A 19190-nucleotide genomic window follows, 5' to 3' on the forward strand; every position below is an offset into this window, starting at 1 on the left:
AATCAGACACAACTCAACTTCACTTAGTTTGTTATAACCGCAGGTGCCCTCGGCTTACCGAAATAAGGTTTCCCTTAATAGGCACCCTATGCTATTTTTACAGTCAACAACCACATCATTATCAAACCATTTATAAAATAAATATATGCAAACAAAGCATAAATTCAATAAATAGTGATAAATACTCAGAAGTTCAAAGGACTATGATGAAAATAAAAGGATGTGTATTTTTAATTTGCTCATTTTTGTTATACCCCATTGCCACACAGGCATTTTCCTCCTGTACGTTTCGAACCGAACCGGGAGATATAACAGCAACAAAATCATTCACTATGCCAATATCAGAAACCCTTTCGACACCACCAGATATCCCTACAGGGAAAGGGATTTACCGACAAAATATTTCTTTCTCCAGCCAGCGTATTTTCTGTGTGAATGATATTAGCACAGGCCAGTTTCACTGGGGGTACGACGCCAGGATGACGTCGCCGCTCTCTTCAGGTTATAGCAATGCAATATACCAAACCGGCGAGTCAAGAGGTGGGGGAAACTCGCTAACGTTAACAATGTTGAAAATTTCTCTGCAGCAGATGCACACATAATTTATACCTCCAGGCACACAGGGTTATTACCAGTAAGGATTTGAGTGCCGGCAGAAGACTCATGTTTGGCAAAAAAGGCCCCGGCATCATGGCGGATATCATTTATGATTAATCATCTTTCCACAGTGCTGCTATGTAAATTTTATACCATCACAATAAAAACAAATTTTATTTAATTAACATCAAACTCAACACATAGCAAAAAGATTGTTGGAATGAAATACTTTTTATTAACACGTGGAGATTTTATGTTCAAGTGCATTTTTTCCTTTCTTTTCTTATCCCTATTGACATTTTTTTCACATTTTACATTCGCTGCATGCTCACTGAGCCAAGGTACCCGAGATGATCCTTATATCCTTTCGACCCGCATTTTAACCATGCCCATTAATCGCACCATTTCAGTTCCATCAGATGTTCAACCAGGCCAGGAAATCTATCGGCAATATATTAATTTGAAAAACATGGGAATAGCTTATGTTACGTGTGACTCAACGGCTCAGTTCTATGGCGGTTACGAATACGCGAACACTCCGCTTCCCTTTTATAATGCCAGCCAAAAAATCTACGAAACCGGCGTTTCTGGTATCGGCATTAAATTCACCAGTAGCGCAGATTTCCCTTATACTGTTGCGATATGCGGAGTAGTGAGATCCTGCGCCTATAATAGCGGATGGAGTGCATATTCATACTTCTCACTCATAAAAACCGCAAATGTTGTTGTCCCGGATGTTATTCAGGGTATAAAATTACCTACTGTAGTTTACTCATTTGGGCAAATCGATAGTATGGCGCAAGTATATAAAATCACACTTAGCGGCAACATCACTATTACAGTCCCAACCTGCAATATCACCCCCGCAAGCCAGTCGATGACGGTTAACATGGGTAAATATGATATTGCGGCATTTACTGGCAAAGACGCCACGACACCATGGAAAAATGCCAGTATTCAATTAACGAACTGCGGTCAGTTTTATGGCAACAGCCAGGGCGGTAACACAATGGCGACTTTTGATGGCTCAGCCGTTACATATTACAATCTGAACAACAACTTCCTGTCCATCACCCTAACGCCGCTGAACGGCATCGAAGACGCGGCAAAAGGCATTATGAAAATTAAAGACCAACCGTTAAAAGCAACCGGTGTCGGCATCCAGCTCTCCACCAGCGAAAGCACCAGTGGTCTGGTGAACCTTGCCAGTCCTGTCACTCAGACACTGCCTAAAGACGGCACACAGTCCATTACCGTCCCGCTCTACGCACGCTATATCCAGACCGAAGACAGTGTTAAAGCCGGTAAAGCCGACGGCAGGCTGGAATATGTCATCACCTATCAATGAGCATATTGCTCAGACAAATATAACTGCAATGCACTCTATCCGGCAGGATATCGGGTTTTAGCGATACACTGCCTTCTTCATATAAGACCCGGCATAACAAAAAGAGATAAAAGTTTTCAATTACCGAAAAGCCCATGCCTGTAATCATCACTGCCGCATATATATTCACGCGTTGCGGCAATAATCCAGGTTGCAAAAACATAATTCAAATAAATAAATAGCAATTTCGAATAATAGAAAATAATAAATGGAATCATATACAACGTAAAATAGTGAAAATTTCAAAATAATTTCTTTCCCTCACTAAATATACTATTCTTAGCGAGAGTTGACTTTATTGCCATTAATGATAGCAGTCATTCACTAAACAAATAACAAACCCAGTTTCTGCAAATACATATTCAGGAATTGAATGTATACTATTTCATGGAGAGAAATATGTTTAACAAAAACATCTTTCTGCAAATTTTGGCTTTAATACTACTGGCCACGATAAAAAATGTGCAGGCGGGTTGTGCATTTGCCCCCGCCAGCACAACAGCTAAGGATTTTACTATCCCACTCGATGGACGTAGCTTTTCCGTCCCCCCCAATGTCGCCGTAGGTTATGTTATTTCGCGACAATGGGTCTCTATGACCACAGGTGATATAACCAGGACGGTCACCTGCACCTCAGCGCCAGTATATGAATTCAGACAGTTTGGCGCAGGCACGCTTACTCTGGCGGAGGGGTTTACCGATGTATATAAGACCAATCTCAGCGGAATTGGTTTTAGAGTCGTTGCCACTCGCATTGGCGACCCGTCTTATCCCATGAGCTTTCAGACCACGTCGGGTGCCAGCTCCACAGTCACTACCAATTTAGTCCAGAGTTTTAATCTTGAGTTTGTGAAAACAGCAGAAACCACGGCGGCAGGTTATGTGCAGGCCAACAGTCTGCCTGTTATCGAACATGCGCTGGGTCAGCAAAGCAGCAAAGTGGTTTTTGCCCGGTTTCAAATGAGCGGTCAGTTTCTGATAAATGTGCCAACCTGTAATATTCTCCCGGCCAGCGCCAGCATGGTAGTGCCAATGGGTAACCAAAAGGTCAGCGATTTTAATGGTATTGGCTCCGGGACAGGCTGGAAAAATGCCAGTATCCAGTTGACGGGCTGCCAACAGTTTTTTGGCAACAAAAACCCAGGTTCATCAAACTCGAGCTCCGTCTATCAGTCAGGTAATATGATTCCATTCAGCCTTACTCCGAACTCGCTTTCTTTAACGCTGTCGCCTCGCAACGGCACTATTAAACCAATTGATGGTATTATGAAAATTGATAATGAAACAGGGCAAGCGACGGGAATTGGGATCCAGCTTTCTACAAGCCAAAATGAGAGTAATAAGATTAATCTTAATGCGCCAGTAAACCAGTACCTGAACCAGAGTGCGGGCATTACAAACATTACCGTCCCGCTTTATGCCCGTTATATCCAGACAGAAAGTAGCATCGGCGCGGGTAAAGCGAATGGACGGCTGGAGTATACGATTACCTATCAGTAAAAAAAGCACAAATTCGGGGAGATGGTCAATTCCCCTTCCCGAGATTGTTTATTCATTAAGTCACTAATATTTATGGTTTTTCGGATTTAAGTCGATACGGATATTATTAAAACCGAAGAATGATAATCACTTTAAATTTTACTCCCCTCACCGAAACGCATAACTCCGCAGGCTTTTTCACCTGGCAAACGGCATGAGGAACATTGCCGGGTCTCCACCAATAGCGAAAGGTGCTGCCATTCAGTTTTCCTGCATACCTGACACTAGCGGCAAAGTGGATCTCAACAATCCTGGAACCCGGTCAGATATTCGTAAGGCGCAGTGCTTTTCAGTTTTTTCATTGAAAAAAATCCCTAACGCAAATTAGACTCACACTCAGACGTTTCCAGACAGTACTTCATATTCTCTCCATTTTTCTGACGCCTGCACTCACTAAACTAGTATTATTTCAGGCAAAGTTTCTGGATGAGATAGACATAACGATGAAAGGCAGAAAGTCTTCCCGCCTGGTGATAGCAGCAGTGGTGGTCATTGCGGGCATTGCCGCTATTTGGTACGGGTTCAGCCATAAGGAAACAACGCCTGCAGCCGGGGCAACAAACGGGCAAACGCAGCGTCCGGGAGCGGGCGGTGGTCGTCATGGTATGCGTGGTGGTGCGCTGCCGCCGGTACAGGCAGCAACGGCAACGCAGCAGGCAGTACCGCAATATCTTACGGGTCTTGGGACGGTCACGGCCGCCAACGCGGTGACAGTGCGCAGCCGCGTGTCCGGGCAGTTGCAGGCGATTCATTTTAAAGAAGGCCAGCAGGTGAAAGCGGGCGACCTCCTTGCGGAAATTGACCCGAGCGCTTTTAAAGTCGCGCTGGCACAGGCGCAGGGACAGTTAGCGAAAGACAAAGCCACCCTTGCCAATGCCCAGCGCGATCTTGCCCGCTATCAGCAACTGGTGAAAACCAATCTTGTCTCGCGTCAGGATCTGGATACTCAGCAGGCGTTAGTCAGCGAAACACAGGGCACCATCAAAGCCGATGAAGCCTCTGTCGCCAGCGCCCAACTCCAGCTCGACTGGAGCCGCATTGTCGCCCCTATCGACGGACGCGTCGGCCTCAAACAGGTGGATATCGGCAACCAGATCTCCAGCAGCGATACCACCGGCATTGTGGTCTTGACCCAGACGCACCCCATTGATCTGGTGTTCACCCTGCCGGAAAACGACATCGCTACCGTTATCAAGGCGCAGAAAGCCGGGCAAACGTTAAGTGTCGAAGCCTGGGACCGTACGAACAAACAAAAGCTTACCACCGGCACACTGTTAAGCCTCGATAACCAGATTGATGCCACCACAGGGACTATCAAGCTAAAAGCCCGCTTTGATAACCAGGACGACACCCTCTTCCCGAACCAGTTTGTGAATGCGCGTATGCTCGTCTCGACCCAGGAGAACGCGGTTGTCATCCCCACAGCCGCCCTGCAGATGGGTAACGAAGGGAATTTCGTCTGGGTGCTCAACGATAAAAACCAGGTCAGCAAACACAGGGTGACGCCGGGTATTCAGGACAGTCAAAAAGTGGTGATCGCCGCGGGGCTTTCCGCTGGCGACCGCGTGGTGACGGATGGGATCGATCGCCTGACCGAAGGGGCGACAGTGGAAGTGGTCGACGCCAAAAACGCTGACCAGATGCCCGCCAAACGCGAGCGCCCGTCGAAAGGAGCGCAGTCCTGATGCAACTGCTTCCGCCAGGCAGAACCGGCGGCCCGTCGCGCCTGTTTATTATGCGCCCTGTCGCCACCACCCTTTTAATGGTGGCGATTTTGCTCGCCGGGATCATCGGCTACCGCTTCCTGCCTGTCTCCGCATTGCCGGAAGTGGACTACCCCACCATTCAGGTTGTGACGCTCTACCCCGGTGCGAGCCCGGATGTGGTGACGTCTGCGATTACCGCCCCGCTGGAACGTCAGTTTGGTCAGATGTCAGGCCTCAAGCAGATGTCATCGCAAAGCTCCGGCGGCGCATCGGTGATTACGCTACAGTTCCAGTTAACGCTGCCGCTTGATGTCGCCGAGCAGGAAGTGCAGGCGGCAATGAACGCCGCTAACAGCCTGCTGCCCTCTGACCTGCCTAACCCACCGGTGTACAGCAAGGTAAACCCTGCGGACCCGCCGATCATGACCCTGGCCGTCACCTCCTCCGCCATGCCGATGACGCAGGTTGAAGATATGGTGGAAACCCGCGTGGCGCAGAAAATCTCGCAGGTCTCGGGCGTCGGCCTGGTCACGCTTGCCGGGGGGCAGCGCCCTGCGGTGCGCGTCAAACTCAATGCGCAGGCGGTGGCGGCCCTTGGGTTGACCAGCGAAACGGTCCGCACCGCGATCAGTAATGCGAACGTGAATTCCGCTAAAGGGAGCCTCGACGGCCCGGCACGCGCTGTCACCCTGTCCGCGAATGACCAGATGCAATCCGCCGAGGAGTACCGGCGACTGATTGTGGCGTATCAGAATGGCGCCCCCATCCGCTTAGGCGATATCGCAACCGTTGAACAGGGAGCGGAAAATAGCTGGCTTGGAGCGTGGGCCAACAAACAGCAGGCGATTGTCATGAATGTTCAGCGCCAGCCGGGCGCAAACATCATCAACACCGCCGACAGTATCCGCGCCATGCTGCCGCAACTGACCAGCAGCCTGCCGAAATCGGTTGAGGTGAAAGTACTGTCAGATCGCACCACCAATATCCGCGCCTCGGTCTCCGATACCCAGTACGAACTGATGCTGGCTATCGCGCTGGTGGTCATGATCATCTATCTGTTCCTGCGTAATGTCCCGGCCACTATCATTCCGGGCGTCGCCGTGCCGCTCTCGCTGATAGGCACCTTCGCGGTCATGGTGTTCCTGGATTTCTCCATCAATAACCTGACGCTGATGGCGCTCACCATCGCCACCGGTTTCGTGGTGGATGACGCCATCGTGGTCATTGAGAACATCTCGCGCTATATCGAAAAAGGCGAGAAGCCGCTGGCTGCGGCCCTTAAAGGGGCTGGCGAGATCGGCTTTACCATCATCTCACTGACCTTCTCGCTGATTGCCGTGCTGATCCCGCTGCTGTTTATGGGTGATATCGTCGGGCGACTGTTCCGCGAATTTGCCGTTACCCTGGCGGTGGCGATTTTAATCTCGGCAATTGTCTCGCTAACTCTGACACCGATGATGTGCGCACGCATGTTGAGCGCGGAATCGTTGCGTAAACAGAACCGTTTTTCCCGCGCGTCGGAGCGTTTTTTCGAACGGGTGATTGCCGCTTACGGTCGGCTGCTCGCCAAAGTACTCAACCATCCGTGGCTGACGCTAAGTGTCGCGATCGCAACCCTGCTACTGTCCGTTTTGCTGTGGATAGTGATCCCGAAAGGCTTCTTCCCGGTGCAGGATAATGGCATCATCCAGGGTACGTTACAGGCACCGCAGTCGGCGTCGTTTGCCAGCATGGCGGAGCGCCAGCGCCAGGTCTCGGATATCGTACTCCAGGATCCGGCAGTGCAAAGTCTGACCACCTTTGTCGGTGTGGACGGCACCAATCCGGCGCTCAACAGCGCGCGTCTACAGATCAACCTTAAACCGCTCAGCGAACGTAACGATCGCGTGCCGGTGGTGATTGAACGTTTACAGCAGTCGGTGGCGAAAATCCCCGGCGCAGCGCTCTATCTGCAACCAACGCAGGATTTGACCATTGATACCACGGTCAGCCGCACGCAATATCAGTTTACCCTGCAGGCAAACTCACTGACGGCCCTGAGCGAATGGGTGCCACAGTTGATGGACAAATTGCAGGCCTTACCGCAGCTCGCTGATGTCAGCAGTGACTGGCAGGATCAGGGGCTGGTGGCGTATGTCAATGTGGATCGCGACAGCGCCAGCCGCCTTGGGATCAGCATGTCCGATGTGGACAATGCCCTTTACAACGCCTTCGGTCAGCGTCTGATCTCCACGATCTATACCCAGGCAAATCAGTATCGCGTGGTGCTGGAACACAACACCGCGCAAACGCCGGGGCTGGCGGCGCTGGATAATATCCGCCTTGCCAGTAGCAGCGGCGGTACCGTGCCACTGAGTTCGATAGCCAAAATCGAGCAGCGTTTCGCACCACTGTCGATTAACCACCTGGACCAGTTCCCCTCCACCACCATCTCCTTTAACGTGGCGGAAGGTCACTCCCTGGGCGAAGCTGTGCAATCGATTATTGACAGCGAGAAGACGCTCAACCTGCCGACCGACATCACCACCCAGTTCCAGGGCAGTACCCTGGCGTTCCAGGCCGCGCTCGGCAGCACCGTCTGGCTGGTAGTTGCCGCCGTAGTGGCGATGTATATCGTGCTGGGCGTGTTGTATGAGAGCTTTATTCACCCGGTCACCATTTTGTCTACCCTGCCAACCGCAGGGGTCGGCGCTCTGCTGGCGCTGATGATTGCCGGGAGCGAACTGGACGTTATTGCCATCATCGGCATCATTTTGCTGATTGGTATCGTCAAGAAAAACGCCATCATGATGATTGACTTCGCCCTCGCCGCCGAACGTGAAGAGGGGATGTCCCCACGCGATGCCATCTTCCAGGCCTGTCTGTTGCGTTTTCGTCCGATCCTGATGACCACCCTGGCAGCGTTGCTGGGCGCGTTGCCGCTGATGCTGAGTACCGGCGTTGGGGCGGAACTGCGCCGTCCGTTGGGGATTGGTATGGTGGGCGGTTTGATGGTGAGCCAGGTGCTGACGCTGTTCACCACCCCGGTTATCTATCTGCTCTTTGACCGACTCGCGCTCTCTCTGCGTCGCCGCTTCCCGCGCCGTGAAGAGGAGGTGTAAATGAAGTTTTTCGCCCTCTTCATTTACCGCCCGGTGGCGACGATACTGATCTCCGTTGCCATTACGCTCTGCGGCGTTCTGGGTTTCCGGCTGTTGCCGGTGGCCCCGCTGCCGCAGGTGGATTTCCCGGTCATCATGGTCAGCGCCTCGCTGCCGGGAGCCTCGCCGGAAACCATGGCCTCGTCGGTTGCAACCCCGCTGGAACGTTCGCTCGGGCGTATCGCTGGCGTCAACGAAATGACTTCGTCCAGTTCGCTTGGCAGTACGCGTATCATTCTGGAGTTTAACTTTAACCGCGATATCAACGGCGCGGCGCGTGATGTCCAGGCGGCGCTAAACGCGGCACAAAACCTGTTGCCTAGCGGCATGCCGAGCCGTCCGACCTATCGCAAAGCCAACCCGTCTGCCGCACCGATTATGATCCTGACGCTCACCTCCGATACCTATTCGCAGGGTGAGCTGTATGATTTCGCCTCTACGCAACTGGCACAAACCATCTCGCAGATCGACGGCGTCGGAGATGTCGATATCGGTGGGAGTTCGCTGCCCGCCGTGCGCGTTGGCTTAAACCCGCAGGCGCTGTTTAACCAGGGTGTCTCGCTGGATGCGGTGCGCACCGCCATAACCCAGGCCAACGTTCGTCGCCCACAAGGGGCGATTGAAGACGCAACCCACCGCTGGCAGGTGCAGACCAATGACGCGCTGAAAACGGCTGCCGCTTACCAGCCGCTGATTATCCATTACAAAAATGGCGCAGCCGTCCGTCTGAGTGATGTCGCGTCGGTGACCGACTCCGTTCAGGATATCCGTAACGCCGGGATGACCAACGCTAAACCCGCCATTTTGCTGATGATCCGCAAACTGCCGGAAGCCAACATCATTCAGACGGTGGACAGCATCCGCGCTCGCCTGCCGGAATTACAAAAGACCATTCCGGCGGCGATTGACCTGCAGATTGCCCAGGACCGCTCGCCGACTATCCGTGCCTCCCTTGCGGAAGTGGAGCAGTCGCTGGTGATCTCGGTCGCGCTGGTTATCCTGGTGGTCTTCCTGTTTCTGCGTTCCGGACGGGCGACGCTGATCCCCGCAGTGGCAGTCCCGGTGTCGCTGATCGGTACTTTCGCCGCCATGTACCTGTGCGGTTTTAGCCTTAATAACCTCTCGCTGATGGCGCTGACCATCGCCACCGGTTTCGTGGTCGATGACGCCATCGTGGTTCTGGAGAATATTTCCCGTCACCTGGAAGCGGGCATGAAACCGCTGCAGGCGGCACTGCAGGGAACGCGGGAAGTCGGCTTTACGGTGCTCTCGATGAGTATATCGCTGGTCGCGGTGTTCTTGCCGCTTTTGCTGATGGAAGGGCTGCCGGGGCGCCTGCTGCGGGAGTTTGCCGTCACCCTTTCGGTGGCCATCGGCATTTCACTGGCTATCTCGCTCACTCTGACGCCGATGATGTGCGGTTGGTTGCTACGTAGCCGCAAATCCCCGACCGCCACGCGCAACAAGGGCATTGGTCGCCTGCTTCTCGGACTCCAGCGTGCCTATGCAAAATCACTCAAATGGGTGTTGAACCACGCGCGCCTGGTAGGGCTGGTACTGATTGGCACCATCGCGCTGAATATCTGGATGTATATCAGCATTCCGAAAACCTTCTTTCCGGAGCAGGACACCGGCATCCTGATGGGCGGTATTCAGGCGGATCAGAGTATTTCATTCCAGGCGATGCGCATTAAGTTGCAGGACTTTATGAAAATCATCCGCGACGATCCCGCCGTCGATAACGTGACGGGTTTTACCGGCGGTTCACGAGTCAACAGCGGCATGATGTTTATTACCCTTAAGGCACGCAGTGTACGCAATGAAACTGCCCAACAGGTTATCGACCGTCTGCGAGGAAAGCTCGCCAAAGAGCCGGGAGCCAGTCTGTTTTTGGTGGCGGTCCAGGATATCCGCGTAGGTGGACGGCAATCCAATGCCAGTTATCAGTACACGCTGCTCTCCGACGATCTTAGCGCCTTGCGTGAGTGGGAGCCGAAAATCCGCAAAGCGCTCGCCTCGCTGCCGGAGCTGGCGGACGTGAACTCCGACCAGCAGGATAACGGCGCGGAGATGAACCTGACTTATGATCGCGAAAGCATGTCGCGCCTGGGGATCAACGTACAAGAGGCCAACAGCCTGCTGAACAACGCCTTCGGCCAGCGGCAAATTTCCACCATCTACCAGCCGCTTAACCAGTACAAAGTGGTGATGGAAGTCGATCGACGCTATACCCAGGACATTAGCGCGCTGGATAAGATGTTTGTCATTAATAGCGAGGGCAAACCTATTCCGCTGTCCTATTTTGCCCGCTGGCAACCAGCGAACGCTCCACTGGCGGTTAACCATCAGGGGCTATCGGCGGCGTCCACGATTTCGTTCAACCTGCCCACAGGGGTGTCGCTATCCGAAGCGAGTGACGCAATTGACCGCGCCATGACGCAACTGGGGGTGCCTTCGACAGTGCGCGGCAGTTTCGCCGGAACTGCGCAAGTCTTTCAGCAAACCATGAATTCGCAGGTGATCCTGATTATCGCCGCGATCGCGACGGTCTATATCGTGCTGGGTATTCTCTATGAGAGTTACGTCCATCCGTTGACGATCCTCTCAACCCTGCCCTCAGCAGGTGTCGGGGCGCTACTGGCGCTGGAGCTGTTTGGCGCGCCATTCAGTCTGATTGCCTTAATAGGCATTATGCTATTGATTGGTATAGTGAAAAAGAATGCCATCATGATGGTGGATTTTGCGCTTGAAGCCCAACGGAAGGGAAATCTGAACGCAGAAGAGGCGATTTTCCAGGCCTGTCTGCTGCGTTTCAGACCCATAATGATGACCACACTGGCGGCGCTGTTTGGCGCGCTTCCGCTGGTGATTTCGGGTGGCGACGGTTCCGAACTGCGCCAGCCGCTGGGGATAACCATTGTTGGCGGTCTGGTAATGAGTCAATTGCTGACACTGTATACCACGCCGGTGGTGTACCTGTTCTTTGACCGCCTGCAACGCCGATTTGCCCCTAAACGCAGAGAGGCTGTAACAGAGTGACAGAACTGCCCAAAAATGTGCGTTGGCAATTATGGATTGTGGCGTTTGGCTTCTTTATGCAGTCGCTGGACACCACGATTGTCAACACCGCCCTGCCTTCAATGGCGCGAAGTCTGGGAGAAAGCCCGCTGCATATGCATATGGTGGTGGTCTCCTATGTGCTGACCGTTGCTATCATGCTGCCTGCCAGTGGCTGGCTGGCAGATCGCGTCGGGGTGCGTAATATCTTCTTTACCGCCATCGTTCTCTTTACCCTGGGTTCGCTGTTTTGCGCCCAGGCCAACACGCTCAATGAGCTGGTAATGGCCCGTATATTACAAGGCGTTGGCGGCGCGATGATGGTGCCCGTCGGCAGGCTGACGGTGATGAAAATTGTCCCGCGCGATCAATACATGGCGGCAATGACCTTCGTCACCCTGCCCGGCCAGGTAGGGCCACTGCTCGGCCCGGCGTTAGGTGGCATTCTGGTGGAATATGCCTCCTGGCACTGGATCTTCCTGATTAACCTGCCCGTTGGCGTGGTGGGGGCGATCGCCACCCTGTGGTTAATGCCCAACTACACCTTACAAACCCGTCGTTTTGACCTCTTTGGCTTTTTGCTGCTGGCGTCGGGGATGGCAACGCTGACGCTGGCGCTCGACGGGCAAAAGGGGCTCGGAATTTCACCGCTGCTGCTCGGCCTTCTGGTGGCGGGCGGCGTGCTGGCAATTGTTATCTATCTACTGCATGCCAAAGGCAATGCGGGAGCGCTGTTTAATCTGCGCCTGTTTCGTACGCCGTCATTCTCCCTTGGCCTGTGCGGCAGTTTCGCCGGACGCATAGGCAGCGGCATGTTGCCCTTTATGACGCCGGTCTTTTTGCAGATTGGTCTGGGTTTTTCGCCGTTTCATGCCGGGCTAATGATGATTCCGATGGTCATCGGCAGTATGGGAATGAAGCGGATTGTCGTTCAGTTAGTCAACCGCTTTGGCTACCGTCGCGCGCTGGTGTGTTCAACGCTGGGTCTGGCCGCCGTCAGTCTGCTGTTTATGGGGACGGCGCTGATGGGCTGGTACGCTCTGCTGCCCTTTGTACTGTTCGCGCAGGGCATGATCAACTCCATGCGTTTTTCATCCATGAATACCCTGACACTGAAAGACCTGCCCGATGAACTGGCAAGCGGCGGCAACAGCCTGTTATCAATGATCATGCAGCTTTCGATGAGTATCGGCGTCACCGTGGCCGGGCTGCTACTGGGGCTGTTCGGCCAGCACAATCTGTCCGCCGACAGCGGCGTTGCCCATCACGTCTTTCTTTATACCTACCTGTGCATGGCATTCATTATCGCCCTGCCCGCCTTTATCTTTGCCCGAGTCCCGAATGATGTCAGTCAGAACGTGGTCATTTCCCGGCGCAACAGGAGTCAATCATGAAAATCTGGCGACCCGGTATTACCGCTAAGCTCTTTCTGGCTATTTTCGCCACCTGTATCGTGCTGCTTATCAGTATGCACTGGGCCGTGCGCATCAGCTTCGAACGGGGTTTTATCGACTACATTAAACGCGGCAACGAACAGCGTCTGCAGTTGCTCAGCGATGCCCTGAGTGAGCAATACGCTCAGCATGGAGACTGGGGTTTTTTACGCAACAACGACCGCTTTATCTTCCAGATCCTGCGTTCATTCGAGCGAGACAACGAGCGTGAGGGTGGGCCAGGTGGCCCTGGGCCAGGGCCGGAACATGGTGATAATCATGAGCATGAGCCGCCGCCAGGCCCTCCGCCAGAACCCGGTAATGGCATGCCGCCACACGGCTGGCGGACACAATTTTGGGTGACTGACGCATCGGCGGAAGTGCTTGTTGGGCCACGTAGCCCGGTACCGCCCGACGGGACACGGCGAGCCATTACGGTTAATGGTCAGCCTGTCGGCTGGGTCATCGCCTCGCCGGTGGAGCGCCTGACGCGCAATACCGATATTAACTTTGACCGTCAGCAGCGGCGCACAAGCTGGATGATTGTCGCGCTCTCGACCCTGCTGGCCGCGCTGGCCACCTTCCCACTGGCCCGCGGCCTGCTCGCGCCGGTCAAACGGCTGGTTGACGGTACGCATAAGCTGGCCGCCGGGGATTTCTCCACCCGCGTTAACCCTGGCAGCCAGGATGAGTTGGGCAAGCTGGCGCAGGACTTTAATCAGCTCGCCAGTACGCTGGAGAAAAATCAGCAGATGCGCCGTGATTTTATGGCGGATATCTCCCACGAATTGCGTACACCGCTGGCGGTACTGCGTGGCGAACTTGAGGCCATTCAGGATGGGGTACGGCAATTTACACCGGAGTCGGTGACTTCTTTACAGGCAGAAGTCGCCACCTTAACCAAGCTGGTGGACGATTTGCATCAGTTGTCCATGTCAGATGAAGGCGCGCTGGCTTACCAGAAAAGGCCGGTGGATGTCATTTCATTACTGGAGGTGGCAGCCGGAGCGTTTCGTGAACGTTACGCCAGCCGCAATCTGACTATCGACATGACGCTACCGGAGCACGCCGTGGTTTTTGGCGACCCGGATCGTCTGATGCAACTGTTCAATAATCTGCTGGAAAACAGTCTGCGCTACACCGATAGCGGCGGCGGTATGCACATCTCCGCAATGACGGAGGGCAGTATGCTTACCCTCGATTTTGCCGATAGCGCGCCCGGAGTCAGCGATCTGCAATTAGGCCGATTATTTGAACGCTTTTATCGCACCGAAGGTTCGCGCAACCGCGCCAGCGGCGGCTCCGGCTTAGGTCTGGCAATCTGTCTGAATATTATCGAAGCCCACGGCGGCAAGGTCCGCGCCGCGCATTCGCCTTTTGGTGGGGTTAGCATTAAAGTTGAATTACCCCTGGAACGGGACATAGCGAGAAACGTATGACTGAGTTACCTATTGATGAAAACACCCCACGCATTTTGATCGTGGAAGACGAACCAAAGCTGGGTCAGTTGCTGATTGATTATCTGCGTGCGGCCAGTTACGCGCCATCGCTGATTAACCATGGCGATCAGGTACTGTCGTATGTGCGTCAGACGCCGCCGGACCTGATCCTGCTTGATCTGATGCTCCCCGGCACCGACGGGCTGACACTGTGCCGTGAAATCCGTCGTTTCTCCAATATTCCCATCATTATGGTGACGGCAAAAATCGAAGAGATTGACCGCCTGCTGGGACTGGAGATCGGTGCTGATGACTATATCTGCAAACCCTATAGTCCGCGCGAAGTGGTGGCAAGGGTGAAAACGATCCTCCGCCGCTGTAAGCCGCAGCGTGAAATACAGGCGCTGGACGCAGAAAGCCCGCTTATCGTTGATGAAGGCCGCTTCCAGGCAAGCTGGCGCAGCAAGCTGCTGGATTTAACGCCAGCGGAATTTCGTCTGCTGAAAACCCTCTCCAGCGAACCGGGGAAGGTATTCTCGCGCGAACAGTTGCTCAATAACCTGTATGACGATTACCGCGTGGTGACTGACCGCACTATCGACAGCCATATCAAGAACCTGCGCCGTAAACTGGAGTCGCTGGATGAAGAACAGTCCTTCATCCGCGCCGTCTATGGCGTGGGTTATCGTTGGGAAGCTGATGCCTGCCGACTGGCATGATACTCATCCGCTCCCTGATGGCATTTCATTCATCGACGCCGTGGATTGTGCATCACATCCCGACATCGATGGCGCATATCTGCAACCGGCTCTTTCATGCAGGAAGCATGCTGACGATCATGAGCGATAAATCTTTTCTAAAGCGCTGGTTCTTCTCATTCACCGAGCCACCTCTTGATGAAGAAACAGAAATTTATCAAGAAATTAGAATGCTGCTCAACGAGCCGCGCAATGGCAACTATTGGCTAAAAAATAGCGATATCCGCAGTGTCGAGAGTCTTTGCCAGCTCACCCATCACCACAACGGTTTCTTGCGTGAAAAAGCCGTAATGGCGCTCTCTTTAAAAGGCGACATCGCCGCCCTCCGGGAACTCCTGATTTGCGCTAATGACTGGGTTAAGCCGATTCACCGCCTCGCCACCCAGGAAGTGATGGCGCTGATGACGGCGGAAAATGCGCCCGCCTTTATTGCCCATCTTGCGCAGGTCAGACAGTTACTGACGTGCAGACGCTACAACCACGTGCCTTTAGTGGAGTTGATTAGCCGCTTTTTGGCCTCGCAGGCCCATATAGCCGACTTAAGGCAGGCGCTCTATTCCCCTGATCGCGAACTGCGCCATGCCGTGTTGCATACGCTTATCGAGCAGGAGCAATTGCACGATGAAGCCGCGCTGGCCTTTGTACTGGATACCGGTGATACCTATTTGCGGGGCATTGCGGTTACCTACTGGCTGGCACGCGCGCCGAAACTGTCTGAGTCATTGATGACACGCCTGCTGCGCGATCCCTGGCCGCGTATCCGTCGCGATACCCTCTTTTATCTTGATGAGCATGGGCAAGCGCTGCCCGAACCATTGCACAGGGAACTACTGCTGGATAAAAACGGTCTGATCCGCCAGCGCGCCCGTCGCATGCTATCTGAAATCGTTGATGCTACCGCGTTCTGGCGCGACGTTATCACCTCGCCGGCCTGTTCGATAACTCAGCGCCGTTCCGCGCTCTATGGTCTGAAAGAGGCACGCGATCCCGCATTGCATTCACTGGCGCTGTGGAGCTATTCGCAGCCTGAAAACGGTATCCGCCAGGCGGCGCTGCATATCTTGTTGACGCTTGAAGGTGAAGAGGCGAAACCCCGCATTCTGGCCGCCTTAGCCGACCCGAGCCTGTCTTTTGCTATGGCGGCAATGAAATCACTGGCGCACCACCCGCTCTCTTTTTCACGAAGCGAACTTGAGGCACTGTTGACGCATACGCCTTCGGAGAAGCACACCCTGTTGTACTGGCGGTTGGTACACCAGATAAACAAATGGGACTGGCTCATCGTGCTGCTACGCCATTTCCCTTTACTGTCGCCGTCACAGCAGGCAGAAGAACTGGCGAGCTGGAAAGTGAAATACAATCAGGCGGGGATTAACCCCACGTCTGGTCAGCAGGAAATCCTGACCTGTTTGCTGGCGCAGGCGCCCGAAATACGCCGGTCGCTACAACACTATCTGGTACAATGACCCGCTTACATACTGTGTGGGTTTACTCCCTTTCCCGCCAGCGCTACAATTCCCGCCCTAAATTTATGGGATCTCCCCAGCCGCCTCACCTGGTGAGGCGAATCTGACCTGTCATCAGAACGAGAACATCATGTTTAAACCGGAACTCCTTTCCCCGGCGGGAACGCTGAAAAATATGCGTTACGCTTTCGCTTATGGCGCGGACGCCGTTTATGCGGGCCAGCCACGTTATTCACTGCGCGTGCGCAATAACGAATTCAACCACGAGAATTTGCAAAAAGGCATTAACGAGGCCCATGACCTCGGCAAAAAATTCTACGTCGTGGTGAATATCGCGCCGCACAACGCCAAGCTGAAAACGTTTATTCGCGATTTAAAACCCGTGGTGGATATGGGGCCGGATGCGCTGATTATGTCCGATCCGGGTTTGATTATGCTGGTGCGCGAAAACTTCCCGGAGATGGATATTCACCTGTCCGTACAGGCTAACGCCGTAAACTGGGCGACGGTGAAGTTCTGGAAACAGATGGGGCTGACCCGCGTGATCCTCTCTCGCGAACTGTCGCTTGATGAAATCGCCGAAATCCGCGCTCAGGTGCCGGACATGGAAATTGAAATTTTCGTCCACGGCGCGCTGTGTATGGCCTATTCCGGCCGCTGCCTGCTCTCTGGCTATATCAACAAGCGCGACCCGAACCAGGGAACCTGCACCAACGCCTGTCGCTGGGAATATAATGTCCAGGAAGGTAAAGAAGATGACGTCGGCAATATCGTGCACAAATACGAGCCGATTGCCGTGCAAAACGTTGAGCCAACGCTGGGTATCGGCGCGCCAACGGATAAAGTATTTATGATTGAAGAGGCCCAGCGTCCGGGCGAGTACATGACCGCGTTCGAAGATGAGCACGGTACCTACATCATGAACTCCAAAGATTTGCGCGCGATCGCCCACGTTGAGCGTTTGACACAAATGGGCGTGCACTCGCTGAAAATCGAAGGCCGCACCAAATCCTTCTACTACTGTGCCCGCACTGCGCAGGTCTACCGTAAGGCCATTGACGATGCCGCCGCAGGCAAACCGTTTGACACCAGCCTGTTAGAAACCCTTGAAGGGCTGGCACACCGCGGCTATACCGAGGGCTTCCTGCGTCGCCACACTCATGACGATTACCAGAACTACGAGTACGGTTACTCCGTCTCTGAGCGTCAGCAGTTTGTCGGCGAGTTTACCGGTGAGCGTAAAGGCGAGCTGGCGGCCGTGGCGGTAAAAAACAAATTTATCGTCGGCGACAGCCTTGAGCTGATGACGCCGCAGGGCAACGTTAACTTCACGCTGGAACATATGGAAAACGCCAAAGGCGAGGCAATGGAGGTTGCACCGGGAGACGGTTATACCGTCTGGATGCCGGTTCCCCAGGATGTGATGCTGGAGTATGCCCTGTTGATGCGTAATTTTACTGGACAGACCACGCGTAATCCGCACGCTAAGTAATTAACCGGGGTTATTTTTTCACTCGACAAGAATCTTAGAATCGGATCACATACCGTTGCGGTCATTATGGGTATTATCCTCATCGCTGAAAAACATAACCCATAAATGCTAGCTGTACCAGGAACCACCTCCTTAGCCTGCGTAATCTCCCTTACGCAGGCTGATTTTTTTATCTCCCCTTTTACCTTCCTTCCAGGCGCGCTTTCCGGTCGTGAGATACACTTTGCTCATGGTATTTTCGAAGAGCGAAAAGGATGAGCAATTTTCCAGGCAGTTTATTGATCCTCAACGGTAAAAGTGCGGGCGACGACATGTTGCGCGAGGCCATTACCCTCCTGCGCAACGAAGGGATGGACATTCAGGTGCGCGTCACCTGGGAAAAAGGCGATGCAGAGCGCTATGTGGCAGAAGCCATCAAGCTCGGCGTCGAAACCGTGATTGCGGGCGGTGGCGATGGCACCATTAATGAGGTCGCCAGCGCGCTGGTGCACAGTGATAGCGACAACCCACCTGTATTGGGGATTTTGCCTTTAGGCACCGCGAATGATTTTGCCACCAGCGCCGATATCCCGGAGCCACTGGATAAAGCGCTACAGCTCGCTATCGTGGGTAAAGCGGTACCGATCGACATTGCCGAAGTGAACGGCAAAACCTGCTTTATCAATATGGCCACCGGCGGGTTTGGTACCCGTATTACCACCGAAACGCCAGAGAAACTGAAAGCCGCGTTGGGCGGTGTCTCCTACATCATTCATGGCCTGATGCGTATGGATACGCTTAAGCCGGACCGCTGCGAAATCAAGGGTGAAGAGTTCCACTGGCAGGGCGACGCGCTGGTCATCGGCATCGGTAACGGACGCCAGGCAGGCGGCGGACAACAGCTATGCCCTGGTGCGCTCATTAACGACGGTCTGTTGCAACTGCGTATTTTTACCGGCGATGAGATCCTGCCCGCCCTGTTCACCACCCTGACCCAGCCGGAAGATAATCCGCATATTATTGACGGTAAATCCGCCTGGTTTGAGGTGAGCGCGCCGCACGATATCACCTTTAACCTGGACGGCGAGCCACTAACCGGACAGCATTTCAGTATTAACATTCTGCCCGGTGCGCTGAAATGCCGCCTGCCGCCTGACTGCCCGCTACTGCGTTAAGCCTTACAGTAGATTGACGGCG

Annotated in this window: 12 protein-coding genes; all 12 read left to right on the forward strand. The window is 53.8% G+C overall.

Going from position 1 to position 19190, the window contains the following annotated elements:
- Positions 1–203 precede the first annotated feature (203 nt).
- The 12 genes from IP582_RS16960 to yegS all read left to right on the forward strand — a co-directional run bounded on the left by IP582_RS16960 (position 204) and on the right by yegS (position 19168).
- Positions 204–602 (forward strand): hypothetical protein, encoded by a 399-nt coding sequence (locus tag IP582_RS16960; protein WP_193793892.1) that lies wholly within the window; start codon positions 204–206, stop codon positions 600–602.
- Positions 603–817: 215 nt separating this feature from the next.
- Positions 818–1945 (forward strand): fimbrial protein, encoded by a 1128-nt coding sequence (locus IP582_RS16965; protein WP_193793893.1) that lies wholly within the window; start codon positions 818–820, stop codon positions 1943–1945.
- A 438-nt stretch (positions 1946–2383) separates the two neighbouring features.
- Positions 2384–3484, forward strand: a complete 1101-nt coding sequence (locus IP582_RS16970; protein WP_193793894.1) for a fimbrial protein — start codon at positions 2384–2386, stop codon at positions 3482–3484.
- Between the two features lie 482 nt (positions 3485–3966).
- Positions 3967–5208: an MdtA/MuxA family multidrug efflux RND transporter periplasmic adaptor subunit gene (locus IP582_RS16975; protein WP_193793895.1), complete on the forward strand. Its 1242-nt coding sequence runs from the start codon at positions 3967–3969 to the stop codon at positions 5206–5208.
- Positions 5208–8330 (forward strand): MdtB/MuxB family multidrug efflux RND transporter permease subunit, encoded by a 3123-nt coding sequence (locus tag IP582_RS16980; RefSeq protein ID WP_193793896.1) that lies wholly within the window; start codon positions 5208–5210, stop codon positions 8328–8330. The genes IP582_RS16975 and IP582_RS16980 overlap by 1 nt, the downstream gene beginning before the upstream one ends.
- Positions 8331–11408 carry a multidrug efflux RND transporter permease subunit MdtC gene (gene mdtC, locus IP582_RS16985; protein WP_193793897.1) on the forward strand — a complete coding sequence of 1026 codons (3078 nt, stop codon included), beginning with the start codon at positions 8331–8333 and terminating at the stop codon, positions 11406–11408.
- A complete protein-coding gene (locus tag IP582_RS16990; RefSeq protein ID WP_041851987.1) occupies positions 11405–12820 on the forward strand; it encodes an MFS transporter in 1416 nt (471 codons plus the stop codon). The genes mdtC and IP582_RS16990 overlap by 4 nt, the downstream gene beginning before the upstream one ends.
- Positions 12817–14298, forward strand: coding sequence for a two-component system sensor histidine kinase BaeS (gene baeS / locus IP582_RS16995; RefSeq protein WP_193793898.1), 1482 nt, complete (start codon positions 12817–12819; stop codon positions 14296–14298). Before IP582_RS16990 ends, baeS begins: the two co-directional genes overlap by 4 nt.
- Positions 14295–15017, forward strand: a complete 723-nt coding sequence (gene baeR / locus IP582_RS17000) for a two-component system response regulator BaeR (RefSeq protein WP_071195733.1) — start codon at positions 14295–14297, stop codon at positions 15015–15017. The genes baeS and baeR overlap by 4 nt, the downstream gene beginning before the upstream one ends.
- 107 nt (positions 15018–15124) lie before the next feature.
- Entirely contained in the window at positions 15125–16522 is a 1398-nt protein-coding gene (locus IP582_RS17005) for a HEAT repeat domain-containing protein (RefSeq protein ID WP_193793899.1), read from the forward strand.
- Positions 16523–16652: 130 nt separating this feature from the next.
- A complete protein-coding gene (gene yegQ / locus IP582_RS17010) occupies positions 16653–18014 on the forward strand; it encodes a tRNA 5-hydroxyuridine modification protein YegQ (protein WP_079496308.1) in 1362 nt (453 codons plus the stop codon).
- Between the two features lie 254 nt (positions 18015–18268).
- A complete protein-coding gene (gene yegS / locus IP582_RS17015; protein WP_193793900.1) occupies positions 18269–19168 on the forward strand; it encodes a lipid kinase YegS in 900 nt (299 codons plus the stop codon).
- Positions 19169–19190: the final 22 nt, after the last annotated feature.

The sequence above is a fragment of the Citrobacter sp. BDA59-3 genome (assembly GCF_015167655.1).
Lineage (GTDB): Bacteria > Pseudomonadota > Gammaproteobacteria > Enterobacterales > Enterobacteriaceae > Phytobacter > Phytobacter diazotrophicus.

What these genes read in the sequence shown, in the direction of transcription:
- mdtC (WP_193793897.1), top strand. Translation starts at nt 8,331, where the DNA reads ATGAAGTTTTTCGCCCTCTTCATTTACCGCCCGGTGGCGACGATACTG.
- IP582_RS16980 (WP_193793896.1), top strand. Translation starts at nt 5,208, where the DNA reads ATGCAACTGCTTCCGCCAGGCAGAACCGGCGGCCCGTCGCGCCTGTTT.
- yegS (WP_193793900.1), top strand. Translation starts at nt 18,269, where the DNA reads ATGAGCAATTTTCCAGGCAGTTTATTGATCCTCAACGGTAAAAGTGCG.
- IP582_RS16960 (WP_193793892.1), top strand. Translation starts at nt 204, where the DNA reads ATGATGAAAATAAAAGGATGTGTATTTTTAATTTGCTCATTTTTGTTA.
- IP582_RS16975 (WP_193793895.1), top strand. Translation starts at nt 3,967, where the DNA reads ATGAAAGGCAGAAAGTCTTCCCGCCTGGTGATAGCAGCAGTGGTGGTC.
- baeR (WP_071195733.1), top strand. Translation starts at nt 14,295, where the DNA reads ATGACTGAGTTACCTATTGATGAAAACACCCCACGCATTTTGATCGTG.
- IP582_RS16970 (WP_193793894.1), top strand. Translation starts at nt 2,384, where the DNA reads ATGTTTAACAAAAACATCTTTCTGCAAATTTTGGCTTTAATACTACTG.
- IP582_RS16965 (WP_193793893.1), top strand. Translation starts at nt 818, where the DNA reads ATGAAATACTTTTTATTAACACGTGGAGATTTTATGTTCAAGTGCATT.
- yegQ (WP_079496308.1), top strand. Translation starts at nt 16,653, where the DNA reads ATGTTTAAACCGGAACTCCTTTCCCCGGCGGGAACGCTGAAAAATATG.
- baeS (WP_193793898.1), top strand. Translation starts at nt 12,817, where the DNA reads ATGAAAATCTGGCGACCCGGTATTACCGCTAAGCTCTTTCTGGCTATT.
- IP582_RS17005 (WP_193793899.1), top strand. Translation starts at nt 15,125, where the DNA reads ATGCTGACGATCATGAGCGATAAATCTTTTCTAAAGCGCTGGTTCTTC.